The organism is Arachnia sp. (assembly GCF_057238465.1).
Window position 1 is genome coordinate 13,760 of the sequence record NZ_DBHHFZ010000017.1, and the last position, 25,570, is coordinate 39,329.

16 protein-coding genes and 1 tRNA gene are annotated in these 25,570 nt (G+C 68.2%); 10 read left to right on the forward strand and 7 right to left on the reverse strand.

Annotation, left to right across the window (positions count from 1 at the left end):
• Positions 1-102 precede the first annotated feature (102 nt).
• Positions 103-921 carry a MerR family transcriptional regulator gene (locus ACO6D6_RS14185; RefSeq protein WP_484785895.1) on the reverse strand — a complete coding sequence of 273 codons (819 nt, stop codon included), beginning with the start codon at positions 919-921 and terminating at the stop codon, positions 103-105.
• An 85-nt stretch (positions 922-1,006) separates the two neighbouring features.
• Between ACO6D6_RS14185 and ACO6D6_RS14190 the strand changes: the two genes are divergently transcribed.
• Positions 1,007-2,368, forward strand: coding sequence for a glycoside-pentoside-hexuronide (GPH):cation symporter (locus ACO6D6_RS14190; protein WP_484785896.1), 1,362 nt, complete (start codon positions 1,007-1,009; stop codon positions 2,366-2,368).
• A gap of 282 nt (positions 2,369-2,650) precedes the next feature.
• Here ACO6D6_RS14190 and deoD read toward each other — a convergent pair whose 3' ends face one another.
• Together deoD and ACO6D6_RS14200 are read right to left on the reverse strand one after the other, a co-directional pair.
• The gene (deoD, locus tag ACO6D6_RS14195; RefSeq protein WP_484785897.1) at positions 2,651-3,373 is read right to left on the reverse strand and encodes a purine-nucleoside phosphorylase; all 723 of its coding nucleotides are present in this window, start codon (positions 3,371-3,373) and stop codon (positions 2,651-2,653) included.
• A gap of 200 nt (positions 3,374-3,573) precedes the next feature.
• Positions 3,574-3,655, reverse strand: a tRNA-Tyr gene (locus ACO6D6_RS14200).
• 238 nt (positions 3,656-3,893) lie between these two features.
• On the opposite strand from ACO6D6_RS14200, the gene ACO6D6_RS14205 reads away from it, so the two are divergent.
• A complete protein-coding gene (locus tag ACO6D6_RS14205; RefSeq protein WP_484785898.1) occupies positions 3,894-4,385 on the forward strand; it encodes a YajQ family cyclic di-GMP-binding protein in 492 nt (163 codons plus the stop codon).
• A 105-nt stretch (positions 4,386-4,490) separates the two neighbouring features.
• On the opposite strand, the gene ACO6D6_RS14210 is transcribed toward ACO6D6_RS14205, so the two are convergent.
• Both ACO6D6_RS14210 and ACO6D6_RS14215 read right to left on the reverse strand, forming a co-directional pair.
• Positions 4,491-5,111, reverse strand: a complete 621-nt coding sequence (locus ACO6D6_RS14210; protein WP_484785899.1) for a class I SAM-dependent methyltransferase — start codon at positions 5,109-5,111, stop codon at positions 4,491-4,493.
• Between the two features lie 9 nt (positions 5,112-5,120).
• The gene (locus ACO6D6_RS14215; RefSeq protein ID WP_484785900.1) at positions 5,121-6,020 is read right to left on the reverse strand and encodes a DUF808 domain-containing protein; all 900 of its coding nucleotides are present in this window, start codon (positions 6,018-6,020) and stop codon (positions 5,121-5,123) included.
• Between the two features lie 89 nt (positions 6,021-6,109).
• Here ACO6D6_RS14215 and ACO6D6_RS14220 point away from each other — a divergent pair, with 89 nt between their 5' ends.
• Complete coding sequence (locus ACO6D6_RS14220) at positions 6,110-7,018, forward strand: exodeoxyribonuclease III (RefSeq protein ID WP_484785927.1); 909 nt, start codon at positions 6,110-6,112, stop codon at positions 7,016-7,018.
• Here ACO6D6_RS14220 and mptB read toward each other — a convergent pair.
• Positions 6,994-8,481, reverse strand: a complete 1,488-nt coding sequence (gene mptB / locus ACO6D6_RS14225) for a polyprenol phosphomannose-dependent alpha 1,6 mannosyltransferase MptB (RefSeq protein ID WP_484785901.1) — start codon at positions 8,479-8,481, stop codon at positions 6,994-6,996. The two genes, ACO6D6_RS14220 and mptB, sit on opposite strands and share 25 nt — an antisense overlap.
• A gap of 281 nt (positions 8,482-8,762) precedes the next feature.
• On the opposite strand from mptB, the gene ACO6D6_RS14230 reads away from it, so the two are divergent.
• Together ACO6D6_RS14230 and ACO6D6_RS14235 are read left to right on the forward strand one after the other, a co-directional pair.
• Positions 8,763-10,634: a 2-oxoacid:acceptor oxidoreductase subunit alpha gene (locus ACO6D6_RS14230; protein WP_484785902.1), complete on the forward strand. Its 1,872-nt coding sequence runs from the start codon at positions 8,763-8,765 to the stop codon at positions 10,632-10,634.
• Positions 10,634-11,671: a 2-oxoacid:ferredoxin oxidoreductase subunit beta gene (locus ACO6D6_RS14235; RefSeq protein ID WP_484785903.1), complete on the forward strand. Its 1,038-nt coding sequence runs from the start codon at positions 10,634-10,636 to the stop codon at positions 11,669-11,671. The genes ACO6D6_RS14230 and ACO6D6_RS14235 overlap by 1 nt, the downstream gene beginning before the upstream one ends.
• Positions 11,672-11,742: 71 nt before the next feature.
• Here the strand turns inward: ACO6D6_RS14235 and ACO6D6_RS14240 are convergent, their stop codons facing one another.
• Positions 11,743-13,092 carry a hypothetical protein gene (locus ACO6D6_RS14240; protein ID WP_484785904.1) on the reverse strand — a complete coding sequence of 450 codons (1,350 nt, stop codon included), beginning with the start codon at positions 13,090-13,092 and terminating at the stop codon, positions 11,743-11,745.
• 374 nt (positions 13,093-13,466) lie between these two features.
• Here ACO6D6_RS14240 and ACO6D6_RS14245 point away from each other — a divergent pair, with 374 nt between their 5' ends.
• The 5 genes from ACO6D6_RS14245 (at position 13,467) to ACO6D6_RS14265 (ending at position 25,443) form a co-directional block, all read left to right on the forward strand.
• Positions 13,467-14,318 (forward strand): DUF4132 domain-containing protein, encoded by an 852-nt coding sequence (locus ACO6D6_RS14245; protein WP_484785905.1) that lies wholly within the window; start codon positions 13,467-13,469, stop codon positions 14,316-14,318.
• 64 nt (positions 14,319-14,382) lie between these two features.
• Positions 14,383-18,996 carry a hypothetical protein gene (locus tag ACO6D6_RS14250; RefSeq protein WP_484785906.1) on the forward strand — a complete coding sequence of 1,538 codons (4,614 nt, stop codon included), beginning with the start codon at positions 14,383-14,385 and terminating at the stop codon, positions 18,994-18,996.
• Between the two features lie 494 nt (positions 18,997-19,490).
• The gene (locus ACO6D6_RS14255; RefSeq protein WP_484785907.1) at positions 19,491-20,576 is read left to right on the forward strand and encodes an ATP-binding protein; all 1,086 of its coding nucleotides are present in this window, start codon (positions 19,491-19,493) and stop codon (positions 20,574-20,576) included.
• Positions 20,573-23,875, forward strand: coding sequence for a DUF5682 family protein (locus ACO6D6_RS14260; RefSeq protein WP_484785908.1), 3,303 nt, complete (start codon positions 20,573-20,575; stop codon positions 23,873-23,875). Before ACO6D6_RS14255 ends, ACO6D6_RS14260 begins: the two co-directional genes overlap by 4 nt.
• Positions 23,872-25,443 carry a hypothetical protein gene (locus ACO6D6_RS14265; protein ID WP_484785909.1) on the forward strand — a complete coding sequence of 524 codons (1,572 nt, stop codon included), beginning with the start codon at positions 23,872-23,874 and terminating at the stop codon, positions 25,441-25,443. The genes ACO6D6_RS14260 and ACO6D6_RS14265 overlap by 4 nt, the downstream gene beginning before the upstream one ends.
• Positions 25,444-25,570 lie beyond the last annotated feature (127 nt).

Genomic DNA, 25,570 nt, shown 5'->3' on the forward strand with positions numbered 1-25,570 from the left:
GCCTCCTTGGCCTTGAGTCCGCAGACATTCTAGGCATCAGTTTGCAGACATTCTAGGCATCAATTTGCAGACGCTGTGGGCGTGGATTTGCAGAATCCGTTCTCAGGCGACCGGAACACAGACCTCAGTGAGGTACTGCTCCGGATCCTCGGCCTGAACCGGGCCGACGATGTAGCGGTTGTACATGGGGCCGGTGATCTTCAGCCCGGAGCGGGTGATGTACTCGGCGAGTTCCTCGTTGACGGGGCCGAACTGGTCGTAACCGCCGCGGAAGGCCGCCACCACGACCCGCTGTTCCGGCAGCTCCCGGATCACGAGCGGTTCGGACGCGGCGGCGCCGGGGGCGACGGGTTCCCAGAGCTCGATGTCGATGTCGGATTCGCGGTACTCGGGGTCGTGGAAGGTGGCCCCGCAGGGCTCACCGGTGTACACGAGTCCCTGCGCCTCGAACGCTTCCATGAGCTTCACCCACGCCTTGGGTTCGTCGGTGTAGGCGTCGATCTTCGTGCGCAGGGCGGCGACGAGCTGCGCGGGATGGGTGGTGATGGTGATGTCGGCCATGGTGGCCCTCCTCGTGGTGTGGGAGATGAGTCGGTCGATCTCGGCGATGCGGCGACGGACCGCCTCGGCATCGGCGACGAGTTGATCGCGCTGCACGGCGAGCGCGCGACCCAGCGCCTCGGGGTCGTCGCGTTGCGGGAGCAGGGCGGCTATGGCGGAGACGGAGAACCCGACATCGCGCAGCTGACGGATCAGCGTCGCGTCGCGCACCTGCGAGGATGCGTAGAACCGGTGGCCGGTGAAGTCGTCGGTGGTAGCCGGGCTCAGGACGCCGTTGGCGTCGTAGTAGCGCAGCATCCGCACCGACAGCCGGGTGAGGGTGGAGAACTCCCCTATGCGGATCAGTCTCGTCTCGGTCATGACACCATCGTGGTACCTGACACCGTGTCAGGGTCAACCGGGCCGGATTCCCCATCCGGCCTCGCGACCTGCAAGACTCTCCGCCATGAAACCGGCTCCCTGGCGCAATCGGCTGAGTTTCGGGCTGGGCACGCTCGGCCGCGACATGTCAGCCGCGCTGGTCAGCATGTACCTGATGTTCTACCTCACCGAGGTGTTGCACATCTCGCAGTCGGCGACGGCGGTGGTGACGGTGGTTCTGGTGGCGATGCGGATCTTCGACGCCCTCAACGATCCCTTCATGGGTGTCATCGTCGACAACACCCGCTCCCGGTTCGGAAAGTTCAAGCCGTGGATCGCGCTGGGCGCGGTGCTGTGGGGGGCGGCCACGCTGGGGATCTTCGTGGACCTCGGGCTCTCGGGGGCGGCCTTCCTGGTGTGGTTCACCGTGGTCTACCTGGTGTGGTCAGTGGCCTACACCATCAACGACATCTCCTTCTGGGGCATGCTGCCCGCCCTCTCCCAGGACCTGAAGGAACGGGAACGCATCGGGGTGATCGCCAGGATCTGCGCCAACCTCGGGTTGTTCTCGGTGGTGGTGGCGGTGGTGCCCGCGACGAAGGCGCTCGGCGGGCTGTTCGGCAACGAGCAGCTGGGGTGGCTGGCCTTCGCGGCGCTGCTGGTGGTGCTGATGCTGGGTTTCCAGTCGTTGACGCTGCTGTTCACCAGGCAGCAGGTGACGGTGGGTGCCTCGCAGACCCCGTTCCGGGAGCTGGTGCGGGTGATCGGCCGCAACGACCAGCTGCTGTGGGCGGCGGGGGCGATGTTGTGTTTCATGGGCGGCTACATGACCGTCACGAGCCTCGGCATCTACTACTTCAAGTACGTCTACCGCGACGAGGCGACCTATTCGGTGTTCGCCGCCATCCTTGCGGTGACGCAGCTGGCCGGGTTGGCGCTCTTCCCGCTGGTTCGGAGGTTCCTGCGTCGTTTCCAGATCCACACCCTGGCCACCCTCCTTTGCATGGTGGGGCTGGTGGTGTTCTGGTTCGCGGGTTCGTCGCTGACGGTGGTGGCGGTCGCGGGGGTGCTGCTGTTCACCGGGCAGGCCTTCATCCAGCTGCTGATGCTGATGTTCATCGCCGACTGCGTCGAGTACGGGCAGTGGAAACTGGGGCGCCGCAACGAGTCGGTGACGTTGGCGGTGCAGCCGTTCATCTACAAGGCCTCGAACGCCATCGGCAGCGGTTTCGTCGGCCTGGCGCTGCTGGTCTCCGGGATCAGCGGCGCCCGAGTGGTCGAGGACGTGACGGCCGCCGGCGTCGCCGCGTTCAAGTCGGTGATGCTGCTGGTCCCCATGGTGCTGATCGCGGCGAGCTGGCTGATCCTGCGCGCCGGGTACCGGCTCGACGAGAAACGCTACGCCGAGATCCTCGCCGAATTGGAGGGCGGGGAAACCTCCGCCTGACGATCTCCCCTCCCCGGGGCGAATCCATCTCCCCGACCACACTCGCCTTGGTTTCGACACGCCCCACTCGCTGACGCTCGTGAGGATCGGCTCAACCAGCTTCACCATTTCCAAGCCGGTTGAGTCAACATGTGAGCGCCTTTCTCCTCCGAAGCTGGTTGAGCCAGCACGTGAGCGCCCGGTAACCAGACCCGACCCCGGCCACCCAACCACGCGCAAGAGGTTTCGACACGACCAGCTCGCCAAACGAGCAGGCCGGCTCAGCCGGTTTCTCGCGACGCCCTACTCGCGGGCCAGCAGGGCGGCCACCGCTATCTCGAGGGCGTCTTCGAACATGGTTTCGCGTTCGGTGGCCGTGAGGTCGGCGGAGTGGTCGAGGAGGTGATCGGAGACGGTCAGCACCGCCAGGGCCTCGGCGTTGTTGCGGGCGGCCGCCGCGTACAGACCCGCGGCCTCCATCTCGACCGCGAGGGTGCCCAGCTTCGACAGCTCCGGGATGATGTCGGTGCGGGGGTGGTAGAAGTAGTCGCTGGTGAAAACAGAACCGACGTGAACCGCCCTGCCGCTGCCCCGTCGCGCCTGCGTCACGGCGGCGGCGAGCATGTCGAAGTCCGGCGCCAGCGACAACGTCACCCCGGGGACCGCGACGGTGGCCACCGAGGAGTCGGTGTGCGCGGCGGAGGCGATCACGACGTCGCGGACATGCACCCTGGGTGAGAAGGCCCCGCAGGTGCCGACCCGGCAGATGCGCCTCACCCCGTGGCGTGAGAACAGTTCGGTGGCGTAGATGGACATCGACGGAACCCCCATCCCGGAGGCGGTCACGGTGACGGGAACCCCGTCAAGGGTGCCGGTCCAGGTTCCGATACCCCGGACATCGGAGACCAGCTGGGCGCCGTCGAGCCGGTTCCGGGCGATGTGTTCGGCGCGACGCGGGTCGCCGGGCATGAGGACCAGAGGGGCGATCTCACCGGTTTCAAGGGAGAAGTGCGGAGTTGATGACATGACAAGAGCCTAGCCACGTGCGATGGCCGGATGGATGCCACCGGCGACGTGGTGCTGAGAGCACCGGAACTCTCCGACGCCGAACCCCTCCATCTGCTTTTCCGGGATCCCGGGTGGCGGCGAGGCCCGCTGCCATCGTCGCGGGACGGTTACCGGGTCGTGAAAAAGTTCAAGCCCCGGATCCATCCGATCCGGGGCAGTGGCAGGTGTTGGATTTGAACCAACGTAGGCAACGCCGACGGTTTTACAGACCGCTCCCTTTGGCCGCTCGGGCAACCTGCCGAACACTGGCTGACCAGCGACGGAAAGAGTATCAGTGCCGGGGCGGATACGTCCAACCCGGGGTGCGAGCGGGCTCCCGTGAAAAGTTTTGAGGCTGTGGTGAAAGGTTTTGTACCGTGTACCCCACATTTTCTTTCCAAATGACATAACTCGCGGGCGGTGGGGGACGGGGTGGCGGCGGGGAGAGGGACCGGGTGGGGCTGGCACAATGGGTGGCCCACGATCCGAGGAGGAACCCATGGCAGCGGACAGCTCTTTCGACGTCGTCAGCAAGGTTGATCGCCAAGAGGTGGACAACGCGCTGAACCAGGCCGCCAAGGAGGTGTCTCAGCGCTTCGACTTCAAGAACACCGACTCCTCCATCCGCTGGTCCGGGGAGGCCATCGAGATCGAGTCGAGCGGTGAGGAGCGCGCGAAGGCGGTGCTGGATGTGTTCCAGTCGAAGCTGATCAAGCGCGGGGTCTCGTTGAAGGCCCTCGACGCCGGCGAACCCCGCATCTCCGGGAAGATGTGGAAGATCACCTGCACCACCAAGCAGGGCATCAAACAGGAGGACGCGAAGAAGATCTCCAAGCTGGTGCGCGACGAGGGCCCCAAGGGCGTGAAGGTGCAGATCCAGGGCGACGAGCTGCGGGTCAGCTCGAAATCACGCGACCACCTCCAGGAGGTCCAGCGCCTCATCAAGGAGGCCGACTACGACTTCGCCGTGCAGTTCGTGAACTACCGCTGAACCGGCGGGGCCGCCAGCTCGGCCGTAAGCGGCGGGAATGGGGTCGATGACACCGGGACCACCCGTCCCGTGGCTGCTGGGCCACCGCGGTGATACCGCGACCCGTCAGGCCTTCGCGACCGCCAGGAACATCGGGAAGTCCTGACGCTCGCCGTCGACCTCCTTGCCGACCACCCCGGCGTCGTGGAAGCAGATGTCGCGGTATCCCGCCTCATCCAGCCAGCCACGCAGCTCGTCGCGGCAGAAACCGTGATGACCGTGGAAATCGACGGCCGTGGCGTGGTAACGCTTCGCGGCGTCGTGGTCGAGGTCGGCGATCACCACCACCCCACCCGGGGTCATCGCCTGGCGCAGCGCCCTCAACAGGTCCGGCACGTCGTTGACGTGGTGGAGGAACATCTGCGCCAGCGCCAGCTCGTAGGGTCCACCCGGGATCCCCTCGGACAGGTCGGCCACGGCGGCGCTCCAGTCCCCCAGCCCCTCGGATACCAAGGCCTTCGACGCGACCTCAACCATCGCCGGTGAGGAGTCCAGCAGGGTGGTGGACCCGAGCACGTCGTGCAGGCAGCGGGCCAGCATGCCCGTCCCGGAGCCCAGCTCGACAGTCACCGGATGCCCGTCGAGGGGCACCACCGAACGCACCACGGCGGCGACTCTGCGGACCCTGGCCATCCGTTCCAGGTCGTCGTCCCAGGTGGCGGCCCGTTCGTCAAAATCTTCACCCATGACCTGAGCCTACCGGGCGGGTTCGGCGGCCCGCTTCGGAATCAGGTGGATCACCGCGACGATCACCGCTCCGATCACGAGGCCGAGCACCGCGGAGCAGGCGGTTTCCACCACCCACTCCAGCGCCTCACCGGCCACCGGAGCCGAGGCGGTGGAGTGGGCCAGACCGTGAACCAGCCCCAGGGGCGCATCCCAGCCGAGCTTGGCGGCACCGTCGAGGAGGATGTGCCCACCAACCCACAGCATGGCGGCGATCCCGATCACCGAAAGCGTGGCCAGCAGCCTCGGCATGGCGGCCACCAGGAAACCCCCGAGCGCACGACCCACCCCCTTGCCCTGCTTCAGTTTCAGGCCGACGTCGTCCATCTTCACGATCAGCGCCACCACACCGTAGACCAGCACCGTGATCAGGATCCCGACCAGAACCAACGTGATCGCGCGGCGCCAGAAACCCTCCTCGGCGAGGGAGTTCAGGGAGATCACCATGATCTCCGCGGACAGGATGAAATCGGTGGTGATGGCGCCGTTGACCAGGACGTTCTCGTCCTTCTCGCCGCGATCCGCCGCCGGCTCGTTCTCTTCGCGGTGCCCGGAGACGGCCTCCCAGACCTTCTCGGCGCCCTCGAAACACAGATAGGCGCCGCCAATCATCAGGATCGGGGTCAGGATCCAGGGAATGAACTGGCTCAGGGCCAACGCCACCACCAGGATGATCGCCTTGTTCCGCAGCGAACCCTTCGCGATCCGCCAGATGATCGGCAGCTCCCGGGCCGGGCTCAGTCCCGTGACGTAGCGCGGGGTGACGGCGGCGTCATCGATCACGACCGCCATTGCCTTGGTGCTGGTTGCGCTGGTCAGTTTCGCGATCATCGCCACGTCATCCAGCAGCGCAGCCAGGCCTCCGGCCATGTGTTTCCTCCAACCTCTCGGGTCGTCAAAAAAGGTAGCATCCCGGCCAATCACCCCCGCCGGCATTAACATGCGACGCCATGAGCAACCTGCGTCTGATCTCCCACAACGTCAACGGCATCCGCGCCGCGCTGCGCCGGGGCCTGCACGATTTGTGGCGACGCGAGGAGGCCGACGTCCTGTGCCTACAGGAGGTGCGCTGCCGCCTCAGGGACCTGCCCGCCGGCGCCTTCGACGGACATCACGTCGCCTGGTCCATCGGCGAACTGGCGGGTCGCAACGGCGTGGCGATCCTGACCCGTGACGCACCGGAACGGATCGCCACCCTCGACGGCACCGCGGTGATCATCACGCCCGACGGCATCCCCACCGAGTCGGAGGTGGAACGGGTGGGCAACCGCGACCTGGCTGCCTTCGCCGGTGAGGGCCGCTACGTGGAGGTCGACCTGGCCGGGCTCCCCATCCGCGTCGCATCCCTCTACCTGCCGAAAGGCGCCGTACCGGAACATCACGCCCGGAAACCAGAGGAGGCCGACACCCCGAAGTACGAACGGAAGATGAAGTTCCTCTCAGGCCTGGCGCGTCACCTGACCCGGGCCCGCAGATCAGCGGCGCAGGCCGGGCGCGAGTACGTGATAGTCGGGGACTTCAACATCGCCAACACCCGGCACGACCTCAAGAACTGGCGCTCCAATCAGCGCACCGACGGTTTCCTGCCCGAGGAACGCGACTGGTTCACCGCCCAGCTCGGGCCCCGAACCCTCGTCGACGTGGTGCGTTCCATGCACCCGGACCAGGACGGCCCCTACTCGTGGTGGTCGTGGCGGGGCCAGGCGTTCGCGAACGACGCGGGCTGGCGCATCGACTACCACCTGGCGACGCCGAAGCTGGCGCGGGCGGCGGTCAGGGCGGAATCGCTGCGCGAGGCCGACTACGACTCCCGGGTCAGCGACCACTGTCCCGTCGCCGTGGACTACGACTCGGCCAAACTCTCCTGAGGGGCCTTGGCGTCCCATCTCTGGGTGAGTTCGTGGGCCTTCACGGATTCCCAACCAGCCCAGATCAGCAGCAACGCAACCAGCCAGGTGCCGTTTCGGACCGCGAAGACCATGGCCTCGTAGGCCAGCAGAACCGCGGAGATGATGATGGCGATCCGGAGCCGACGGGTGTTGGGACGGGTCATGGGGAACAGCACCCCACCCCACAGCAGGTACCAGGAGTGGAGGGCCGGGAGGGTGAACGCCGACAGCAGCAACCCCCACCCGGTGAAGTTGAGGGGGCGGCGTCCGAGGTGCCGGATGGCCAGCCACACGATCCCGATGGCGCAGACCAGGAGCCCGAGGGAACGCATCGCACCGACGGCCGCCTTGCCGCCCTGGTCGATACCCGCCTGGTTCAGGAGGTACTCGACGGCCTCCCCGAGCAGATTGAACGGTGAGGCGCTGGTCACCTTGCCGGGAACATCGACCGCGTTCACCCACCCGAATCCGAGCCCGGTCACGACGCTCAGCAACGCGAACACCGCCACCGAGACCGCCAACGACGCCAGGGCCCGGGCCGCGGCGATGGCCAGCGGACGGGGTTTCCACGAGGTCCAGGGGTGGGTGATGAAGGGCAGGGCAACCGCGACGAAAACCGCGGGCTGTTTGATGGCGGCCCCAACCCCGACCGCGACCGCCCCCCACCACCAGGTGCGCCACTTGGTGGTGATCCAGATCCCCATCATCGCCAGACCCATCATCAGGGCGTCGTTGTGGGCGCCACCCACGAAGTCGATGATGACGATGGGATTGGCCAGGACGAACCAGCTGGCGGCTGCCGGGTTGATGCCGAACCGTCCCGCGATCCTCGGCAAGGACCAGCCGATCATCCCCACCCCGATCAGCGCGGGCAGCCGCATGATCACCGTCGACCAGTAGGGATCGAACCCGACCAGCACTATCAGCCAGTGGTTCAGCCGGAGCGCCAACGGTCCGTAGGGGGCGGGTGTGTCACGCCACACCCAGGCCACCTGGTCGGCGAACTGTCCGGGAAGGATCCCGGGCCCCACCAGGTAGGGGTTGAGATCGTTGTTCAGCAACCAGCCCTGGGCCGCGTAGGAGTAGGCATCGTGGCTGAAGATCGGCGGAGCGACCAGCATGGGGGCCGCGACGATCGCGAGCACCGCCCAGTGGCGCAGCTGCGGCTGTCCCCGCGACTCCCTTCGCGCCGGGCGCACTCTCAACCAGAACTCGAGCATCAGGGCAAGCCCGGCCATGGTGATGATGGTGCCGATCCACGTCCACTCGACACCGGCCAGCCCGTACGACGCCATCGCCCGGGTCAGCGGGGAGACCCGCGGCAGGTAGGCGGGGGTCAGTGACCCCAGCACCAGCAGCACCGAACCCAGGCACCCCACCAGCACCGCGCGCGCCCTGAAGGCGTCCTTGAACGCCTTCAATCCTCGCGACGCCGCGGGCATCAGAACTTCCCCCGTCGCCGCGGCCGACGGGCAAGACGATCATCACGGACGCCCGGTTCACGGGGCACCGAACTCCCCCCGCGCGGCGCGTCAAGGGGACGCACCGGCGATTCAAGGGAGAAGTCGTTGATCCGGGCCATGAAAGGCATACTACGGGGCGGCGACACCAAGGACGTCCTTCGTCCCCACCGACCCCACCCGTTCGGGTCCCGTTTCGTTCGGGTGAGGATGTCACCGGATGCGCCGCTATACACTTGCCCGGAGCTTTGAGACTGAGAGGGTTGTTCGTGGCTGAGACGCGATCACTGGATCGGGTGGTGATCCGATTCGCCGGGGATTCCGGCGACGGGATGCAGTTGACGGGGGATCGTTTCACCGCCGAATCGGCATCGCTCGGCAACGACATCGCCACCCTGCCCAACTATCCCGCGGAGATCCGCGCCCCGCAGGGCACCCTCCCCGGGGTTTCCTCCTTCCAGGTGCACTTCGCCGACTATGACATCGTCACCCCCGGCGACCGGCCAGACGTGCTCGTGGCCATGAACCCGGCTGCCCTGAAGGCCAACCTCGGCGATCTGCCCAAGGGCGGGGTGATCATCGTCGACGAGGGCGATTTCACGAAACGCAACCTGGCGAAGGTCGGATGGGACACGAATCCGCTGACCGACGGTTCCCTGGCCGACTGGAAGGTTCATTCCCTGGACCTGACGGGCATGGCGACGGCAGCGGCGAAACCCTTCGGGCTGGGCCGCAAGGACGCGGGCCGCACGAAGAACATGTTCGCCCTGGGATTGTTGTGCTGGCTGTACTCCCGCGACACCTCCGGCACCATCGACTTCCTGAAGACCAAGTTCGCCTCGAAACCCGAGATCCGCGACGCGAACCTGGCGGCCTTCCGGGCGGGGCACGCCTACGGGGAGACCACCGAGGTCTTCGAATACCGCTACCACGTGGCCTCGGCCCCCATGAAACCCGGCCGCTACCGCCAGATCACCGGGAACCTCGCCACCGCTTACGGTTTGATGGCGGGTGCCGACCGTGCCGGGATGCAGCTGTTCCTGGGGTCCTACCCGATCACCCCCGCCTCCGACATCCTCCACGAGTTGAGCCGCCGCAAGGACACCGGTGTGATCACGGTGCAGGCGGAGGACGAGATCGCGGGCATCTGTTCCGCGCTGGGTGCCTCCTACGCGGGCCTGCTCGGGGTGACAACCACGTCGGGGCCCGGCATGGCCCTGAAGATGGAGGCCGTCGGCCTGGGTGTGATGACCGAGCTGCCCCTGGTGATCGTGAACGTGCAGCGCGCCGGACCATCGACGGGGATGCCGACCAAGACCGAGCAGGCCGACCTGTTCCAGGCGATCCTGGGACGCAACGGCGAATCCCCTGTGGCGGTGCTGGCCGCCCGCTCCCCCGCGGACTGTTTCACCACCGCCGTCGAGGCCTGCCGGATCGCGGTGAAGTACCGCACCCCGGTGATCATGCTCACCGACGGCTACCTGGGCAACGGGGCGGAGCCCTGGCGGATCCCGGATCTGGACGAAATCGACCCGATCGTCCCCGGTTACGCCACCGAACCGAACGCGACCGACCCAAAGGGGAAACCCGTCTTCCATCCGTATCTGCGCGACGAGAACCTGGCGCGCGCCTTCGCGGTGCCCGGCACCCCGGGGCTGGAACATCGCATCGGGGGGCTGGAGAAGAACTCCACCACCGGCGCGATCTCCTACGTCCCCGAGAACCACGACCTGATGGTGCGCACCCGGCAGGCGAAGATCGACGGCATCGTCCGCGACATCCCCGACGTCGAGGTCCACGACCCCTCGGGACGGGCCCGGTTGCTGGTGCTGGGGTGGGGTTCCACCTACGGGCCCATCACGGCCGCCGCACGCCGGGTGCGGCTGGCGGGTCGCGAGGTGGCGACGGCGCACCTGCGTCACCTCAACCCCATGCCCGCCAACCTGGGAGAGGTGCTGCGCGGCTACGACAGGGTGTTGGTGCCCGAGATGAACCTGGGACAGCTGGCCTTCCTGCTGCGCGCCCGATACCTGGTGGATGTCCAGAGTTATTCGCGGGTGCGGGGGCTGCCCATCTCGGTGGGTGAGCTGGAAGCCGACCTGACCGCCGAGATCGACTCACTGGAGGTGGAGTGATGCACGGGCTCGCCGGGATTCCCCTCGCGCAGGCACCGCAGACCCGGAAGGACTACACCAGCGACCAGGAGGTGCGTTGGTGTCCCGGTTGCGGCGACTACGTGATCCTGTCCACCTTCCAGGCCATGATGGCCGACCTCGGCATCGCCCGGGAGAACACCGTCGTGATCTCCGGCATCGGATGCTCGTCACGGTTCCCCTACTACGTGGACTGCTACGGGATGCACTCCATCCACGGCCGCGCCACCGCCATCGCCACCGGGGTGGCGGCGGCCCGCGAGGACCTCAACGTGTGGGTGATCACGGGCGACGGCGATGCCCTGTCGATCGGCGGCAACCATCTCATCCACGCTCTGCGACGCAATGTGAACATCAACATCCTGCTGTTCAACAACCGCATCTACGGATTGACGAAGGGGCAGTACTCCCCCACCTCGGAGCAGGGCAAGCTGACCAAGTCCTCGCCTTACGGTTCCCTCGATGTGCCGTTCAACCCGGTGGCGTTGGCGCTCGGCGCGGAGGCGTCGTTCGTGGCGCGCGCCGTCGACTCCGATCGCGCGCAGCTCACCGAGGTCATGAACGCGGCGGCCCGGCATCGCGGCGCCGCCCTGATCGAGATCTACCAGAACTGCCCGATTTTCAACGACGAGGCCTTCGACGCACTGAAGGGCCCGGAGTCGGCGAACGCGCTGATCCGGCTCCGCGACGGTGAACCCGTGGTCTTCGGCTCCGAGGAGCAACTCTGCGTGGTCCGGGAACCCGACGGGGGGCTGCGGGTCACCGAAACCGCCACCGCCGCCCCGGAGAGGATCGTCATCCACGACGCGGGACGGCAGGACCCGTCGCAGGCCTTCGCCCTGGCGCAGCTCACCGACCACGGCGTGATGCACCGCGCCCCGGTCGGGATCTTCCGGCAGGTGGAGCGTCCCGCCTACGACGACCTGCTGCGCGCGCAGGTGGCCGAGGCCCGCGCGGAAAGTCCGCACGACGCACTGCAGGCCGCCATGTCGGGAAAGACCTTCTGGGAAATCGGCTGAAAATCCGTTGAAAGGGCGTTGCCCGGCGATCCCTCATGGGCCGCCGGGCCAAGATTCTGACGGGATTTCTCCTATCTCTCCTCCCACATCACCTTAGGGTTTTCCTCGGCAACGTTGAGCGATGCCGTCGGGAACCTTGACCCCTTGCCGGACAGGAGTTTGCAGGGACCCGATCCGCTCGAATCGGTGCAGGTGGCGGTGACCTGAATGTCGCCGAGATCCCGGGCCGAGATGATGGTGGGCACCGAGGTGCCGGGCTTGGGAACGACATTCTCCAGCTTGGTGGCGTTCTCGGAATCCTGGGTGCGTGTGACGCTGCCCTCGGCGACGGTTCCGCCGTTCTGGGTTGTGGCGCTGATTGCGATGTTGCAGCCGGGGTCGAGGGCCTTGGAGGCCAGGCACGCCTTTGCCTCGGTCACGACTTTCTCACGGAACAGGGTGATGCCTGCCTGGCTCACCTTGAGCTTGAGGTCCGACGGCGACGCGCTGTCCTTCCCGGTGGTGACGACGACGGTGGTGTTCCCGTCGACCTCGAAGTACTTGTTGGCGGAGGCGATGACATAGCTTCCCGGGAACACCGCATGGCGGCTCTCGCCGCTCTTCGCCTTCACGCCGTTCACGGTGATGTCGACCCCCTTGAGGGAATAGAGCCCCACGCTGGGAATCGAAGTGAGTATCTTTTCACTCCCGGTACTCACCTTGTACTTGTCGCTGGCCGATTCGCCGCCCACCTTGTAGGTGACGGAAACATCGAAAGTGCTGTACTCCCCGGTGGGTTCACCGACGTTGATGTCGGTGATCGGGGCCCGGGTCAACGAATCCTTCAGCACCTCGTCGGTGAGCAGCGAATCATCGTACGAAATGGAGTACAGGAGTTTCTTGGCGTCTTCCGCACGCCCCTCGGAGATCGCGGTGAGGTAATTCGTGGCGATGGTCCTGGCGGTTTCCCTGGGATCCGCCGATTTCCCGGATCCCCCCGCTCCACCGGCGGCTCCACCACCGGAACCGCCTCCTCCGGGAAAAACGCCCGAGATCACCAGCGCCAGCGCCACGACCACCACCACGGCAGCGGCCCCGATCCCGACCCACAGACCGGTTTTCGAGTTCTTCGGGGAGGATCCCGGACCCTGTTGGAAGTAAGGCCCCTGCTGGGCGTAACCCGCAGCGTAGGGGGGAGGTACGGGATGCCCTTGCGCCGCCGGTCCCTGCGGGGCCTGCGGCGGTCGGGACCACCCCTGTGTGGCCGGCTGCGGCGGCACGTTCATGTTTCCCGGATACCCCTGGTACCCCTGGGGAGGTCCTTGATACCCCTGGGACTGCCCCTGCCCCGGGGGGATGAACTGCGGCGCCCCCGGCTGCTGGGCGGGCCCTCCGGTTCCGCCGGGCTGGTTGGGGGTTCCCGACCCATTCGGTGTTGACATCGTGTTTCCTTCCTCACCTGCTTGCGGAGCGGTTCATTCGGCTCGCAAGAACCGATACTTCATCGAATCGGGTTCGTGCGCCGATCATTGCTCGTCTCCACCCCGACACGCTACAACGAGCGACCCCCCTCGCAGAAGGTTTTCGAAAATCCGGCCCCGGGATTTCCGAACGGTTCGGTCGTCCCTACCCGCCATGACCGGATCCATCCGACCGGACGGGGGCGTCGTGACCACGGCTGCCCGGAACAGGATCTCGTGGTGACCACCCAGCGGAACCCCATCACCGGCCTCGAACGAACCCACGGGCTGACGAAACAAGATCCCGGCCGGGCCCGGGCCGAGTTTTGTCGGGGACACCCGATACCTTGTGGCGCATGCAGTGGATCCCAACCGGCACCGGACATGAACTGGCGATTCGTGACGGCGTGATCGTCGCACGGAACAGCAAGGGCAAGGAGTTGGCCTCGGTGCCGCCAGCCGTGAGGAAAACCGCGGCGTGGGAGGACCTGGACGCGGCCCTGTCCTTCCTGCACACCCACGACGCCGAGGCCGGGGCGGAGGTGGAACGCTGGTTGTTGCGTTCCCTGCCGGTGCCGCGGGCGGTGCTGGCCGAGGTGTGGGCCGATGAGGCGTGGCGTTCCTGGCTCACCGACCTGGTGGTCGCCGCAGACGACGGCAAGGTGGCGGGTTTCCTCCGTGCCGCCGACCCCGGCGGCCTGGGCGTGGTCGACCTGGACGGTGAATCCGTGACCATCACCGCAGAACGGGTGCTGCTCCCCCACCCCGCGCTGCTGGCCGATCTCGACGACCTGCGTGAGTTCGCCGTGGAACTGGGCATCAAGCAGCGTTTCGACCAGCTGTTCCGCGAGGTGCATCGCCGCCCCGACGACATCGCCCCGGATGTCGTCGAGCTCGCCCAGTACGCGGGTGGCGAGTTCGAGCAGCTGCGTTTCGCCGCGGGTCGCGCGTCCTCCGCCGGTTTCAAGGTGTCGGGTGGCTACGCCACCTGTCTGTGTTTCGAGGATGGTGAACCAGTGACGGCCCGGTACTGGATCGGGGCGGATTCGCCGGAGTTCGAAACGGTCACGGGGGATCTGCACTGGGTGCGCGACGACCGCATCGTGCCCGTCGCCGAGGTCGGTCCGCTGGCCTACTCGGAGGGGGTGCGCATGGCGGCACACATTTTCGCGGGCCGCAAGGTGAAAGCGGACAAGGACGAGCGGTGATCCCCGATTCCCGCATCCGCGACCTGAAGAAAAATTGTCAGTCCCTCAGTCTAAGGTTCCCCGCATGATCACAGATTCCCGAGCCGCAGAGCTGGGCGGTGTTTCTCCCACCGCCGTCCCGGATACCGTCGCCCTGCAGGCGCGTCGTTACGTCCATCCCCAGTTCGAGGGCCGCACCGTGGTGCGCCTGGCCCGGGAGAACCTCGCAGAGGTGGAGGACCTGAGCCTGGGCGTGCTGGGTTTCACCCCGGACGGGGCAGCCGGGGTGGGTCACGTCCGCAACCGTGCCATAGGTTTCCCGGCCTGGCCGATCATCACCGACCCGCCCAACGCCCGGCACGCCCTGAACCTGGTCGGTGATCTCAACCGGGCCGCGAAACTCGCCCGGAGCAAGGCCGGCCCGGCCAAGGAACTCCTCGACGAGCTGGCAGGGCGGCTCGGGAACTCCGCCCCGCACTTCCTCCCCACCTTCCTGGAGGAGGGCGCGCGGATCTTCCTGCGCAACAACAACCACACCTACGCCATGCAGTTCTTCAACAAGGCCCGCGAGGCCGAGCGGGTGCACGGTCTGGTCATCGACGAGGAACGCCACCGCCAGGTGCTTCTGGAGTTCGCGCTGGCGGGGGCGCTGAGCGCCAAGGAACTCACCAACGAATCCAAGACCCTCCTCGAACGTCACACCCCCGCGGACGCCCTTGAGTTGTTCCTAAAGTTCAACATCGACCGGGTCCGCGGCGGCCTGCCGCCCTACGCGGCTCTCCCCGCGGACATGCGCCGCCTGATCAGGGCTGCCGGGGCCGACCGGCTGGAGGTGGAGACCAGGCTACTGTCCGCGTTGCTCGGTTCCCCCGCCATCGAACACGCCCCCACCATTTTCTGGGACGGCTACTCCAAGCCCCTGGTCCAGCTGGCGAAACAGGACGAGTCGGTGCGCCAGAGGCTGCTCGGCCTGGCCCCGGACAGGATGCGTCCCGACATGTGGATCGACGTGCTGGAGGCCACCGGCGTCGCCGAAGAGCTGCGTTCCGGAAAACACGACGCGGCCACCTGGGCCGAACGCTACATCCGCATGCTGCAGGACCAGTGGGATACCGATTACCCCAGGAAGCTGTGTCTGCTGCTGAGGCAGCTGCCCGGCCTGCGGGGAGCCACCGTCACGTTGTCGAGCAACCTGTGGAGACTCGAACCCGAGGTGCTCGATGCGCTGCTGGATGCGGGGGCCCGGGTGGCTTTCGAGGAGGACCCGGGTTGGAGGAAACTGGACTTCCGCCGCTGGGCCGAGCAGCAGGAACGCCCCGATCTGGAACACCTGGCCCGCAGCGAACACGCCGCGCTCGGACTCGACAACATGGGACGGATGATCGGGCAGGGGCACCTGCACCTGCTGCTGTCCCATTCCGGCACCCGGGAGATCCTGGGCCGCTGGGCCGCCCCCAGGCTGGGGAAGGACGCCACCACTCTGGCCGTGGCGGCGGAGCTGAGACGGCTGCAGCCGCTGTTCACCCCCGAGGGCCGGGCCGCCTATCCGGAGCAGTTCGCCGCCTTCATCTCGCACCTGGACGCCCCGAAGCTGCTGGCCGATGCGCTGCGCGACGGGGTGCTGACCGAATACACCTGGCCCGAGTTGGAGAAGGCGGCCGCGGAACTCGGTGACGACGTGACCCTGCACGAATCCTGGCCCGCCGTCGGTGTCGCGAAGAACGGCCGCGTCATCTGGGTGGAGGGCGACAGGCGCGTCGCGGAGGCCACGTTCACCATTCCCAAGGGCGTCCGCCCCGAGGACTGGCACTACATCCTGGTCGACGGGGTGACGGGCTGTTACTACCGGGACAGTTCCTACGACGAATGGTTCGTCTGGTCCAATGATCCGGCCCACCCGCGCAAGGCACCCTACGTCTGGCGGGTTTCCCGGAACACCCAGTCCTTCCCCGTCGCCTCCGGACGCCTGATCGGGCAACGGGTGCTGCGGGTCGGGGACCAGGAATCACCGTTCGGCCACCTGAAGCAGGTGTTGCACGACGGCAACACCTACTGGGTGGGCGACGACGGGATCCGGGAGGTCGATCCCGAGACTGGGAATCCGGGACGCGAATCGCTGCCGAACGGTCTGGCCGAGCTGGTCGAGCCACACCTTCGTGACGGCTGGAAACTGTCTGCCAGCAACCTGCTGTGGACCCCGGTCACCGTTCCCGGTTCCCCGCTGCCCCAGAAGGAGGGTGTGCACGGCTGGGTGGTGCTTACACGGGAGGACCAGCGGCGTTTCCTGGGAATCGACGGTTACCGACTGGATACCGACACCGGCGAGGGTTTCTTCACCGCCCGGGTGAGCCGCCCGGGCGGTGGGTACTGGCTGGTCGGCAGTTCGAACTGTCTTCACCGCGACCCCACCTGCGAGCGTGTCCTGTCCACCTCCGATGCGCTGGGGCAGCCACATCTGCTGTCGCAGCTGCCCAGGGTGGGATGGCACCATCTCCGGGTGCGCGACGAGGCCGTCAGCGCCAGGCTGCGCTCGGTGACCCCGGAGATGGCCACGGCCCTGCTGGCAGCCACACCCGCCGCGAACCAGCGGCAGGGATGCGATGCCGATGACCTGAACTTCCTGCTGGAGGACACCGACGGTGTGGTGGATGAACAGTTCATCACCGAGGAGGCCCGCGCCGCCGCCGAGACCTTCCTGGGAACGACCGACCCGGCCTTGGTGGATTCGGTGATCTGGCTCACGGCCCGCGTCAAGAAGATCGTCGATGAGGGCCGGGCCCTGGCCCGGGAGGCCGCGGAGGAGACGGCGCCGGGCACCTTCGCGGAGTGGGAACCTTCTGACGACTTGGCCGTCTGGAACGTGCTGGGGTGGCACAGCGGAGCAACCACATCGCGTTCCACCATGCTGGCCCTGGCCCGCCGCCTGGCCGGCGAGCAGGTGAGGGTCAAGATGGTCCGTTCCAGGCTGTACCTGCTGCTCACCCATCCGGAGGTGCTGCTGGCCTGCGCCGCAACTCCGTTCCGGGAGCGCGACGGGATCGGCGGGGCCGCCGCGGCCGTCGCCGCCGTGCTGGACGCGGGCCTCTACACACCGGAGGGTTGCGTCTTCGATTTCCCGTATCAGTGGAACGACCCGTCCCCCTGCGAGATGGGGGCCCTGATCGAGACACCCACCGGTCCCGCGATCGCCCTGGGTAGCGACGACGAGGACGACAGAATGCCGGTGTTCTCGTCGAACGCCCCGGGGCTCGACGACAACAGGATGCTGGTGTTCTCGCCCACGGGCGGGATACCACCTCACGTCAAAGGGCACGAAACCGCGCCCCGCCATAGTTCCCGGGGGATCTCACCCGAAGCGTTGGTGGCCGCCTTCGAGGAGCTGCTGTCCGACGGTCCCGCCCCGTGGGACCCGGCCCGGAGGGACCGGCTGGCCGAGGGCCTGGGCTGGTCGCCGGCGGCGGCCGGTGTACTGCTGGCGGGCCTGCCGAACCTGAACAGCTGGGAAAACAACTACCTGCCGAAACCCGTGCGGGAGCTCCTGGGCCTGAAGGTCGCGGAGGCGGCCGGTGCGCGTGAGTTCCTGAAGGGCCTGGGCGTGTGGGTCCTGGTCGAGCTGCTCGCGGCCGGGGCCCAGGATCCGGTCAGGACGGTCCGCGAGGGCCTCGACATCGAGGCCATGATCGAATGGTGGAAGACCTGGCAGGGTGACCGCGTCCAGCTTCCCGAGGAGCTGCTGGCCGCGGCCACCAAAGAGTTCCGGTGGGGCGGGGCCGATCGTCTCCGCAAACTGGCGGAACAGGAGGAACTGGACGATCAACACCTGAGCACCTGGCTGTGGGCGGCCACCAGGGTGGACCGCTCCGATGCGCTCGGCCCTTGGCTGGCCGACCGTTTCGACGTCATCCGGGCCGGATGCGAAAAACCGTCATCCGGCTGGGACGAGTACACCAACCACGGGAAGATGCGGGTCCTCCTGGGCCTGTCGAAACGCACCAAACAGACCCCGGTGGGGTCGAGCATCTCTCAAGGGGCCTGGACCATCACCGCCGACAGACACTACGACGCGATCTCCTGGGATCCTGCGAAGGTCACCGACTGGGAAACGGAGGCCACCCTGGCGGCGAGCATCCCCGAGGACCTGAGTTTCCAGGACAACCTGCTCAACCGGATCAGCGTTTTGACGGGCGGTTTCGACGCCATCCAGGAGGATTTGCGTTCCGGAGTCCCCGGGACCCAGCAGGACCCTCTCGTATCCGCCCCCCGGGTGGTCGCCGAGGTCTCCGAAACCCTCGGCCTGCCGGAGGCCTCCTCCCGTTACTGGCTGCAGCTGCTGGCCCTCCACAACCCGACCGACAGGAACGTTGAGAGCTGGAACGCCTGGAAGAAAACCGCCCGGGTCGAGGCGGCGGCCCCGCTGCTGGAGAAAGGCCTCGTCCTGGAGGCCAAACGCTCCCGGGCGGGACGTACCCTGTTCCTGCCCGGGGGTTGGCAGGAGGCCAGCTCCCCCCACCTGCCCATGGAGGTCTGGAAGGCCCCCTTCTACGATCTCCTGGACACCCTGAAGGTGGAACCGAGACAGAGCGTGGTGGTGCCGCTGGTCCCCTACCATCAGCTGTTCACCGAAGCCTGGCGTCGCTATCGCGAGGGCGACGTCCCGGGCTACGAGGAGCTGCGCACGGAACGCCACCGCCGCCGCTGACCGGCCGGGTGGAACGGAAACCGTAATTGCTGGTTCCCGGATCGCCGGATCGGGTGGCATAGCCACCCGATCCGGCGACCGGCACCGCTCCGGTCACGGCCAGAACCTGCCCCAACAGACCGGACCGTTCGACTCCCAACTCCGGCCCCCTCCCCCTCCTTCCTTGTGCACGAAACGCGGGCGGAGAACGGTTCAACGTCGCGTGACGACGTTGAACCGTCGAACCTCCGCGAGTCGCGCACGGGAGGAGCGGGACAGGTGGCCCAGCCGGCCGACTCTCACGTCGAACCTCCGCGAGTCCTGCACGGGAGGAGCGGGACGGGGTGATGTGAAGTGAGGGTGTTCGGGGAACCCGTGTGCTCCGGGGGCATCCGCATACATCCCCCGAGGCCGCCCCAGCCGCCGGGGGAACCCGTGTACCCCGGGGGCGTCGGTTTTTGTCGGGGCCTCCTGCTAGCTTGATCCGCGCATGTCAGGAAACCCGAGGAGGTCCCATGGAACAGGTGCGGCAGGTGCCGCCACCGGAGGTGCGCCACGCCGAGGAGTTGGCCCGGCTCGCCGAAGAGAAGGGCCCCCGACCACCGGGTTGGCTGCTCACCCCGCAGGCGGTGGTGGCCTTCGTCTGCGGCAATGACAGGTTGAAGATCAGCCGGAAGTTCGTGGGGGACGTTTCCCTGGTGGAGCGGTGCGTCATCACCTTGGCGGGTGAGCGGGCGCTGCTGCTGGTGGGGGAACCGGGCACGGCCAAGTCGATGCTGTCCGAACTGTTGTCGGCCGCGATCTGTGGCACCAGCGGCCTGACGGTCCAGGGCAGCGCGGGCACCACTGAGGACCAGCTCCGCTACGGCTGGAACTACGCGCAGCTGCTGGCCAAGGGCCCCAGCGAGGACGCGCTGGTGGATTCACCGGTGCTGGCGGCCATGCGGACCGGACGGGTGGCCCGGGTGGAGGAGATCACCCGCTGCCTGCCGGAGGTCCAGGACGCGCTGGTCTCGGTGCTCTCGGAACGCCGCCTGGCGGTGCCGGAGCTCGGCGAGTACGCCGTCCACGCCGCCCCGGGTTTCTGTGTCATAGCGACGGCGAACCTGCGGGACCGTGGCGTCTCGGAGATGAGCGCGGCCCTGAAGCGCCGTTTCAACTTCGAGGCGGTGGAGCCGATCGCCGACGCGGGCGCGGAGATCGCCCTGGTGAGGGAACGCACCCGCCAGGCCCTCACCGCGGCGGGTGCCGGATCCAAGGTCGACGAGGTGGTGGTCGAAACCCTGGTGACGGCGTTCCGGGAGCTGCGTTCCGGGGTGAGCCAGGAGGGCTGGGCGGTGGAGAAACCGTCGACGGTGCTGTCCACCGCCGAGGCCGTGGCCATCTCCGGTTCCATCGCGCTGGCCGGGGCGTTCTTCCCGCACGCCCGAGACGGGGTGCGTCTGATCCCGGGGCAGCTCCTCGGCGCCGTCCGCAAGGACGACTCGGAGGACGGTGCGCGTCTGCTCGCCTACTGGGATTCCGTCGTGAAACGCCGCGCCGCCGAGGGCCGCCACACGTGGGTGCAGCTCTGGGAGCAGCGGCACGTGCTCGAAGCATGACCACGGAAACCGAGATCGCGGAGCTGACAGGCTGCCGGGCTCCGTTCCTGATCGGGATCAGGCACCACTCCCCCGCCATGTCGGTGGCCACCCCCCGCCTGTTGGAGGGGTTCGCCCCGGACGTGCTGGCCGTCGAGCTGCCCACGGAGGCCGCCGAATGGCTGGACTGGCTCACCCATCCCGAGGCCACCGCGCCGCTGGCCATGGCCTTCAGCCGGGACGGGAACCTCAGTTTCTACCCATTCGCGGACTTCTCCCCGGAGCTGGTGGCGCTGCGCTGGGCGCGGGCCAACTCGGTGCCGGTGGTCTGTCTGGACCTGCCGGTCGCCGTCCCGGAACCCGAGGAGGCAACCGAGGATTTCCCCGGCGATTCCCGGGGGCGCGACGCCCTGTTCGCGCGGGTCCGGACGAATGACCCCCAGGAGGCCTGGGACCGGCTCGTCGAGGCCCCCGCGCCCGGCTCCGCACCGGAGCAGTTGCGGGTCGCGGCGCTGACCCACGGCTGGGCACTCCGGAAGGCGGAGGGCCGGATCGACGCCCACACCCGGGCCCGCGAGGAACGAATGAACCGGGTGCTGGGCCGGGAATTGTCGGCGGGCCGCCGAGTGGCGGCGGTGGTCGGTTCTTTCCACGCCGCCGCCCTGCTGGCCCCGGAACCCGGCCCTCTCGATGTCCTCGACGGCTCCGATGTGGTGGGTTGCCTGGTGCGCTACACCTTCGCCCAGCTGGATTCCCGTTCGGGCTATCCGGCCGGTATCCGTGACCCCGGTTGGCAGCAGGTGGTTCTCGCCTCGGAGCTGGCCCCGGACAGGCTCCGCGACGAGACCACCCGGCTGATCACGGAGATCACCCGGCGGCTGCGCGCCGCCGGGCATCCCGCCGGGCCCGGAGAGGCGGCCGAGACCGCGCGGGTGGCCCTCGACCTGGCGGCCCTGCGGGGTTTGGCCGCCCCGTCGCGCCGGGAGCTCATCGAGGCGGCCACCACTGTGCTGGCCCAGGGGGAGGTGCTGGGGCGGGGCCGGGTGGTGGCCGAGGCCCTGGAGCAGGTGTTGATCGGGGATCGTTCCGGCCGGGTGGCTCCCGGCACGCCCGTCTCGGCGCTGCGGGCGAACGTCCTGGCAGAGCTGGAGGCCCTGCGGATTCCCTTGGAAAAGAACGAACAGCTGTATCTGGAACCGCTGCGCAACCCCCGGGACCTGCGCCGCCACGTGCTGCTGACGCGCCTGTTCACCGGCGGCATCACCTTCGCCTCCCCCGTCAGCCAGGGTCTGTCGCGCGGGGCGGAGATGGTGGGGCTGAGTTGGGATCTGAGGTGGAGCACGGCAACGGATGCCAGCATCGAACTGGCCGCGCCGCGCGGCCTGACCCCCGAGCAGGTGGCGGCGACGGTGCTGCTCACCCGGAAGGTCGAAACCCCTGAGGAGGCCACCGCCCTGCTGACCGAGGCCGCCGGATGCGCCCTGGACTCGGCAATGGGGCGGGCTCTCCAGCTCGTGGGTCCGCTTGCCGGGCGAGTCGGTTTCACGGATGCCGTCGCGCTGTCGGTGGCCCTCGCAGAAGTGGCTTCGTCGCACATTCCCGGTGCCTCGCTGCTGCCGGAGCAGCAGCGGATGCGCGCCGCCGAGCTGCGCGACGAGTTCACCTCCGCCGCGGTGCGAGAACTGCGCGGCATCCGCGGTTCCGATGATCCCGAGGACGCCAGGGCCCTGGCGGTCTTCGTCGCCCAGGGCGGCTCCCACGCCCTGAGTCTCGGGCACGCCCTGGAACAACTCGCCGGGGACGGTTCCCCCCTGATGCAGGGGGCGGCCGCCGGGCTGCTGCTGGATGACGATTCCGCCGGCCGGGTGGCGTCGTGGCTGGACGCCCCCACCCCGGAAGCGCGCCGGGCCCTGCGCAGGAGGCTGGTCGGGTTGCTGACCACCGCTTTTCCCCGCTTTGACTCGTCCCCGGCGACGATCGCCCTGGTGGATCGGGTGGGTGCCATCCCCGACGACGAGTTCGTCTCCCTGCTGCCCGCGCTGCGAGGCGGCTTCGACGTGCTGCCCGAACAGGCACGCAAGGCCCTCCTGACCGACCTGGCCCGCGAACTCGGGCGTGCCCGTGACCTGGTGCTCAGCCCCGAGGAGACCCTGGCCGCCACCCGCTACGACACCGCGGCCCGCGACCGCCTGGCCGCTCTCGGGCTGGCCGACCTGGCCTTTCCCCCGGCGGAACGGTGGCGGCTGGTGCTGGGCACCGAACGGGAAAGGCTGTCGCACCAGGGCCGCCGGATGGCCTCCGCCCTGGACGAGTTGTACGGCCGCCCGGACTCGGATTCCCTGGACGGCTCACGTCGCGGCGCGGGGAACGGCCCGTCGCAGCTGGGGGTGCGGCAGTGGCAGGACGAGATCGAGGTCCTCTTCGGTGAGCACGAGGTGCAGGAGATATTCGGACAGGCCGCCGCGAAGGGACGCGGCGACGTGGTGGAACGGCTCGATCCGGATTCGGTGCGGCCGTCGGTGGACCTGCTGGCCACCGCCCTGTCGCTGCACGGTGCGCTGCCGGAGGCGCGGCTGGCAAAGCTGCGTCCCCTGGTGGCCCGGCTGGTGAAGGAGCTGGGCGCGGAGCTGGCGATCCGGCTGCGCCCGGCCCTGAGTGGCCTGGCGACGGGCCGCCCCACCCGGCGTCGCACCGGAAGCCTGGATCTGGACCGCACCATCCGGGGCAACCTGCGGCACGTGGTTCCCCTCGACGGACGGCCCCAGGTGGTTCCCGTCCATCCCGTGTTCCACGCCCCGATGGCGCGCGACATCGACTGGCACCTGATCGTGCTGGTGGACGTGTCGGGTTCCATGTCCGAATCGGTGGTCTATTCGGCCCTGACCGCGGCGATCCTCGCTGAATCTCCCGCCCTCAGCGTCGATTTCCTGGCCTTCAACACCAATGTGCTGGACTTCACCGGCCACGTCCACGATCCCCTGGCGCTGCTGTTGGAGGTCTCGGTGGGGGGAGGCACGGACATCGCATCCGCGCTGCGGGTGGCGCGATCACGGGTGAAGGTGCCGTCCCGCACCCTGCTGGTGTTGATCAGCGACTTCGAGGAGTTCGGTTCCGACGCTCCCATGCTGGCCGAGGTGGAGGCCCTGGCGACCTCCGGGGTGACGTTGCTCGGCTGCGCGGCCCTGAACGACACCGGCACCGGCGTCTACAACGCCGGGATCGCGGCGCGGGTGGCCGGGGCCGGGATGCGCGTCGCCGCGGTCTCGCCGCTGGACCTGGCCCGCTGGGTCGGCACCGTGGTCAGGGAGGGATCGCGATGAGGATCTCCCCCGCGTTGATGGCCTCCATCACCGATTCGCTCGCCCCACGGGTCCGCAGGCGGGTGGACGCCCTGCTGGCCGATCCGGTGCCGATCGGTCCCGAGATCGGTTTCGGGAACGCGACGGTTCGCCTGGCGGACGTGGCGGTCGCCACCTCGGAGGAGCACATCACCTGCGACTGCCTGCTGTCCCCCGGCTGTGCCCATCGCGCGGCCGTCGCGCTCAGCCTGGATGTGACAGACGACGAGACCCCGACCGCCCCGGAGGCACCGCCGATCGACCCACGCAACCCGGCGGAGCGGTTGCGCAGGCTCACGGAGGAGGCCGCCCGGGCCGATGCGCGCACCATCACCCGGGAGCAGTCGGCCACCGCCGACCTGGCCTGGGAGCACCTGACCGAGGTGCTGTTGAAGGGCGCGGGAAGACTGGGGGCCGCTCAGCGCACGGGTCTGGCCGCCGATCTGCACCGGATGCGCATCCACGGGCTGGTCGTCGCGGACCGGGCCTTGACGGGTTTCGTGCACTCCATCGGCCGGGCCCCGGGCCCCAGGATGGAGGCTTTCTCCGCGGCCCTGCTGAACCTGCACCGGCTGCGCGGACTCACCGAGGGACAGGACGCAAACGAGCTGCTGGGCAGGCCCCGGCAGCCCTATCAGGACATCGGCGGGCTCACGCTGACGCCGCTGTTCGCGGAACCGGTGATCGCCGCCTCGGGGTTCGCCGGCACGCAGATCACCTTCCAGGATCAGTGGAAAAACACCTGGTCGCTGACGCGGTTGCGTCCCGGCACCGCCCGCGACGTCCCCGCCCGTTACGAGGCCGGGGAGAGCTGGGGAGGGATCAGCGAGTCCCCCTTCACCCTGTCCAGGCACCGGGTGCTGGTGGCGGACGCAACGGCCCGTCCTGACGGCCGCCTGGGTGGTGGGCAGCAGGTCCGGGCCGCCTTGCAGGCCCCCTGGAACGCGTGGGAAAACGTTCCGGAGGGTTTCGAGGTGGTCTCGGGCGGGATCGAGACCGGAGACAGGCATGGACTGCTCGTCGCCGGGCGGCGCCTGGAGCTGCTTCCCGCGGCCCGGACGCTCGGGGCCGGGCTCGCCACGGAACTATTCGGCAGCACCGGAGCCACCGTCACCTGCCTGGTGCGCGAGGATCAGCTGCTGGGCCTGACCACCCCGGGCGACGGCCCGATCCGGATCCCCGAACCCCTGGGTGGGCTCTGGTGGCCGGGCCTGGATGTCGTGGCGCGATCCTGGGTGGGAAATCTTCCCGCTTTCTCCGACGACCCGGACCCCGGGGATGTCGCCGAATGGAGCATCGATTCACCGCGGGTGACGGAGACCACGAAGCGTTGGTGCGAGCGGGTCCTGGACGCCGGACCCGGTGCCCTGTCCTCGCCGCTGCTGACGAAGGACGCGGCCTGGCTCGAAGCGGCCGGCGCGCCCTTCGCCTCCCGCCTGCTCACCGGCCTGGCGGAAGCCACGAGGCGGGGACGACGCCGGTTCGACGGCACCTGGGAGCAGGACCCGGACGCCCTGGCCCGGGCCTGGTTGCGGCTCAGCGAGTATTGAGGGTCAGCAAGTGTTGAGTGGACACGGAGAAGCATGTGGAGGGGCCAGACTCATCCAGCCAAGGCCCCTCCCTCAAGGACGCCCCCGCGTCACATAGCCTCGGGGTCGACACCGCCCACCGCCGTTT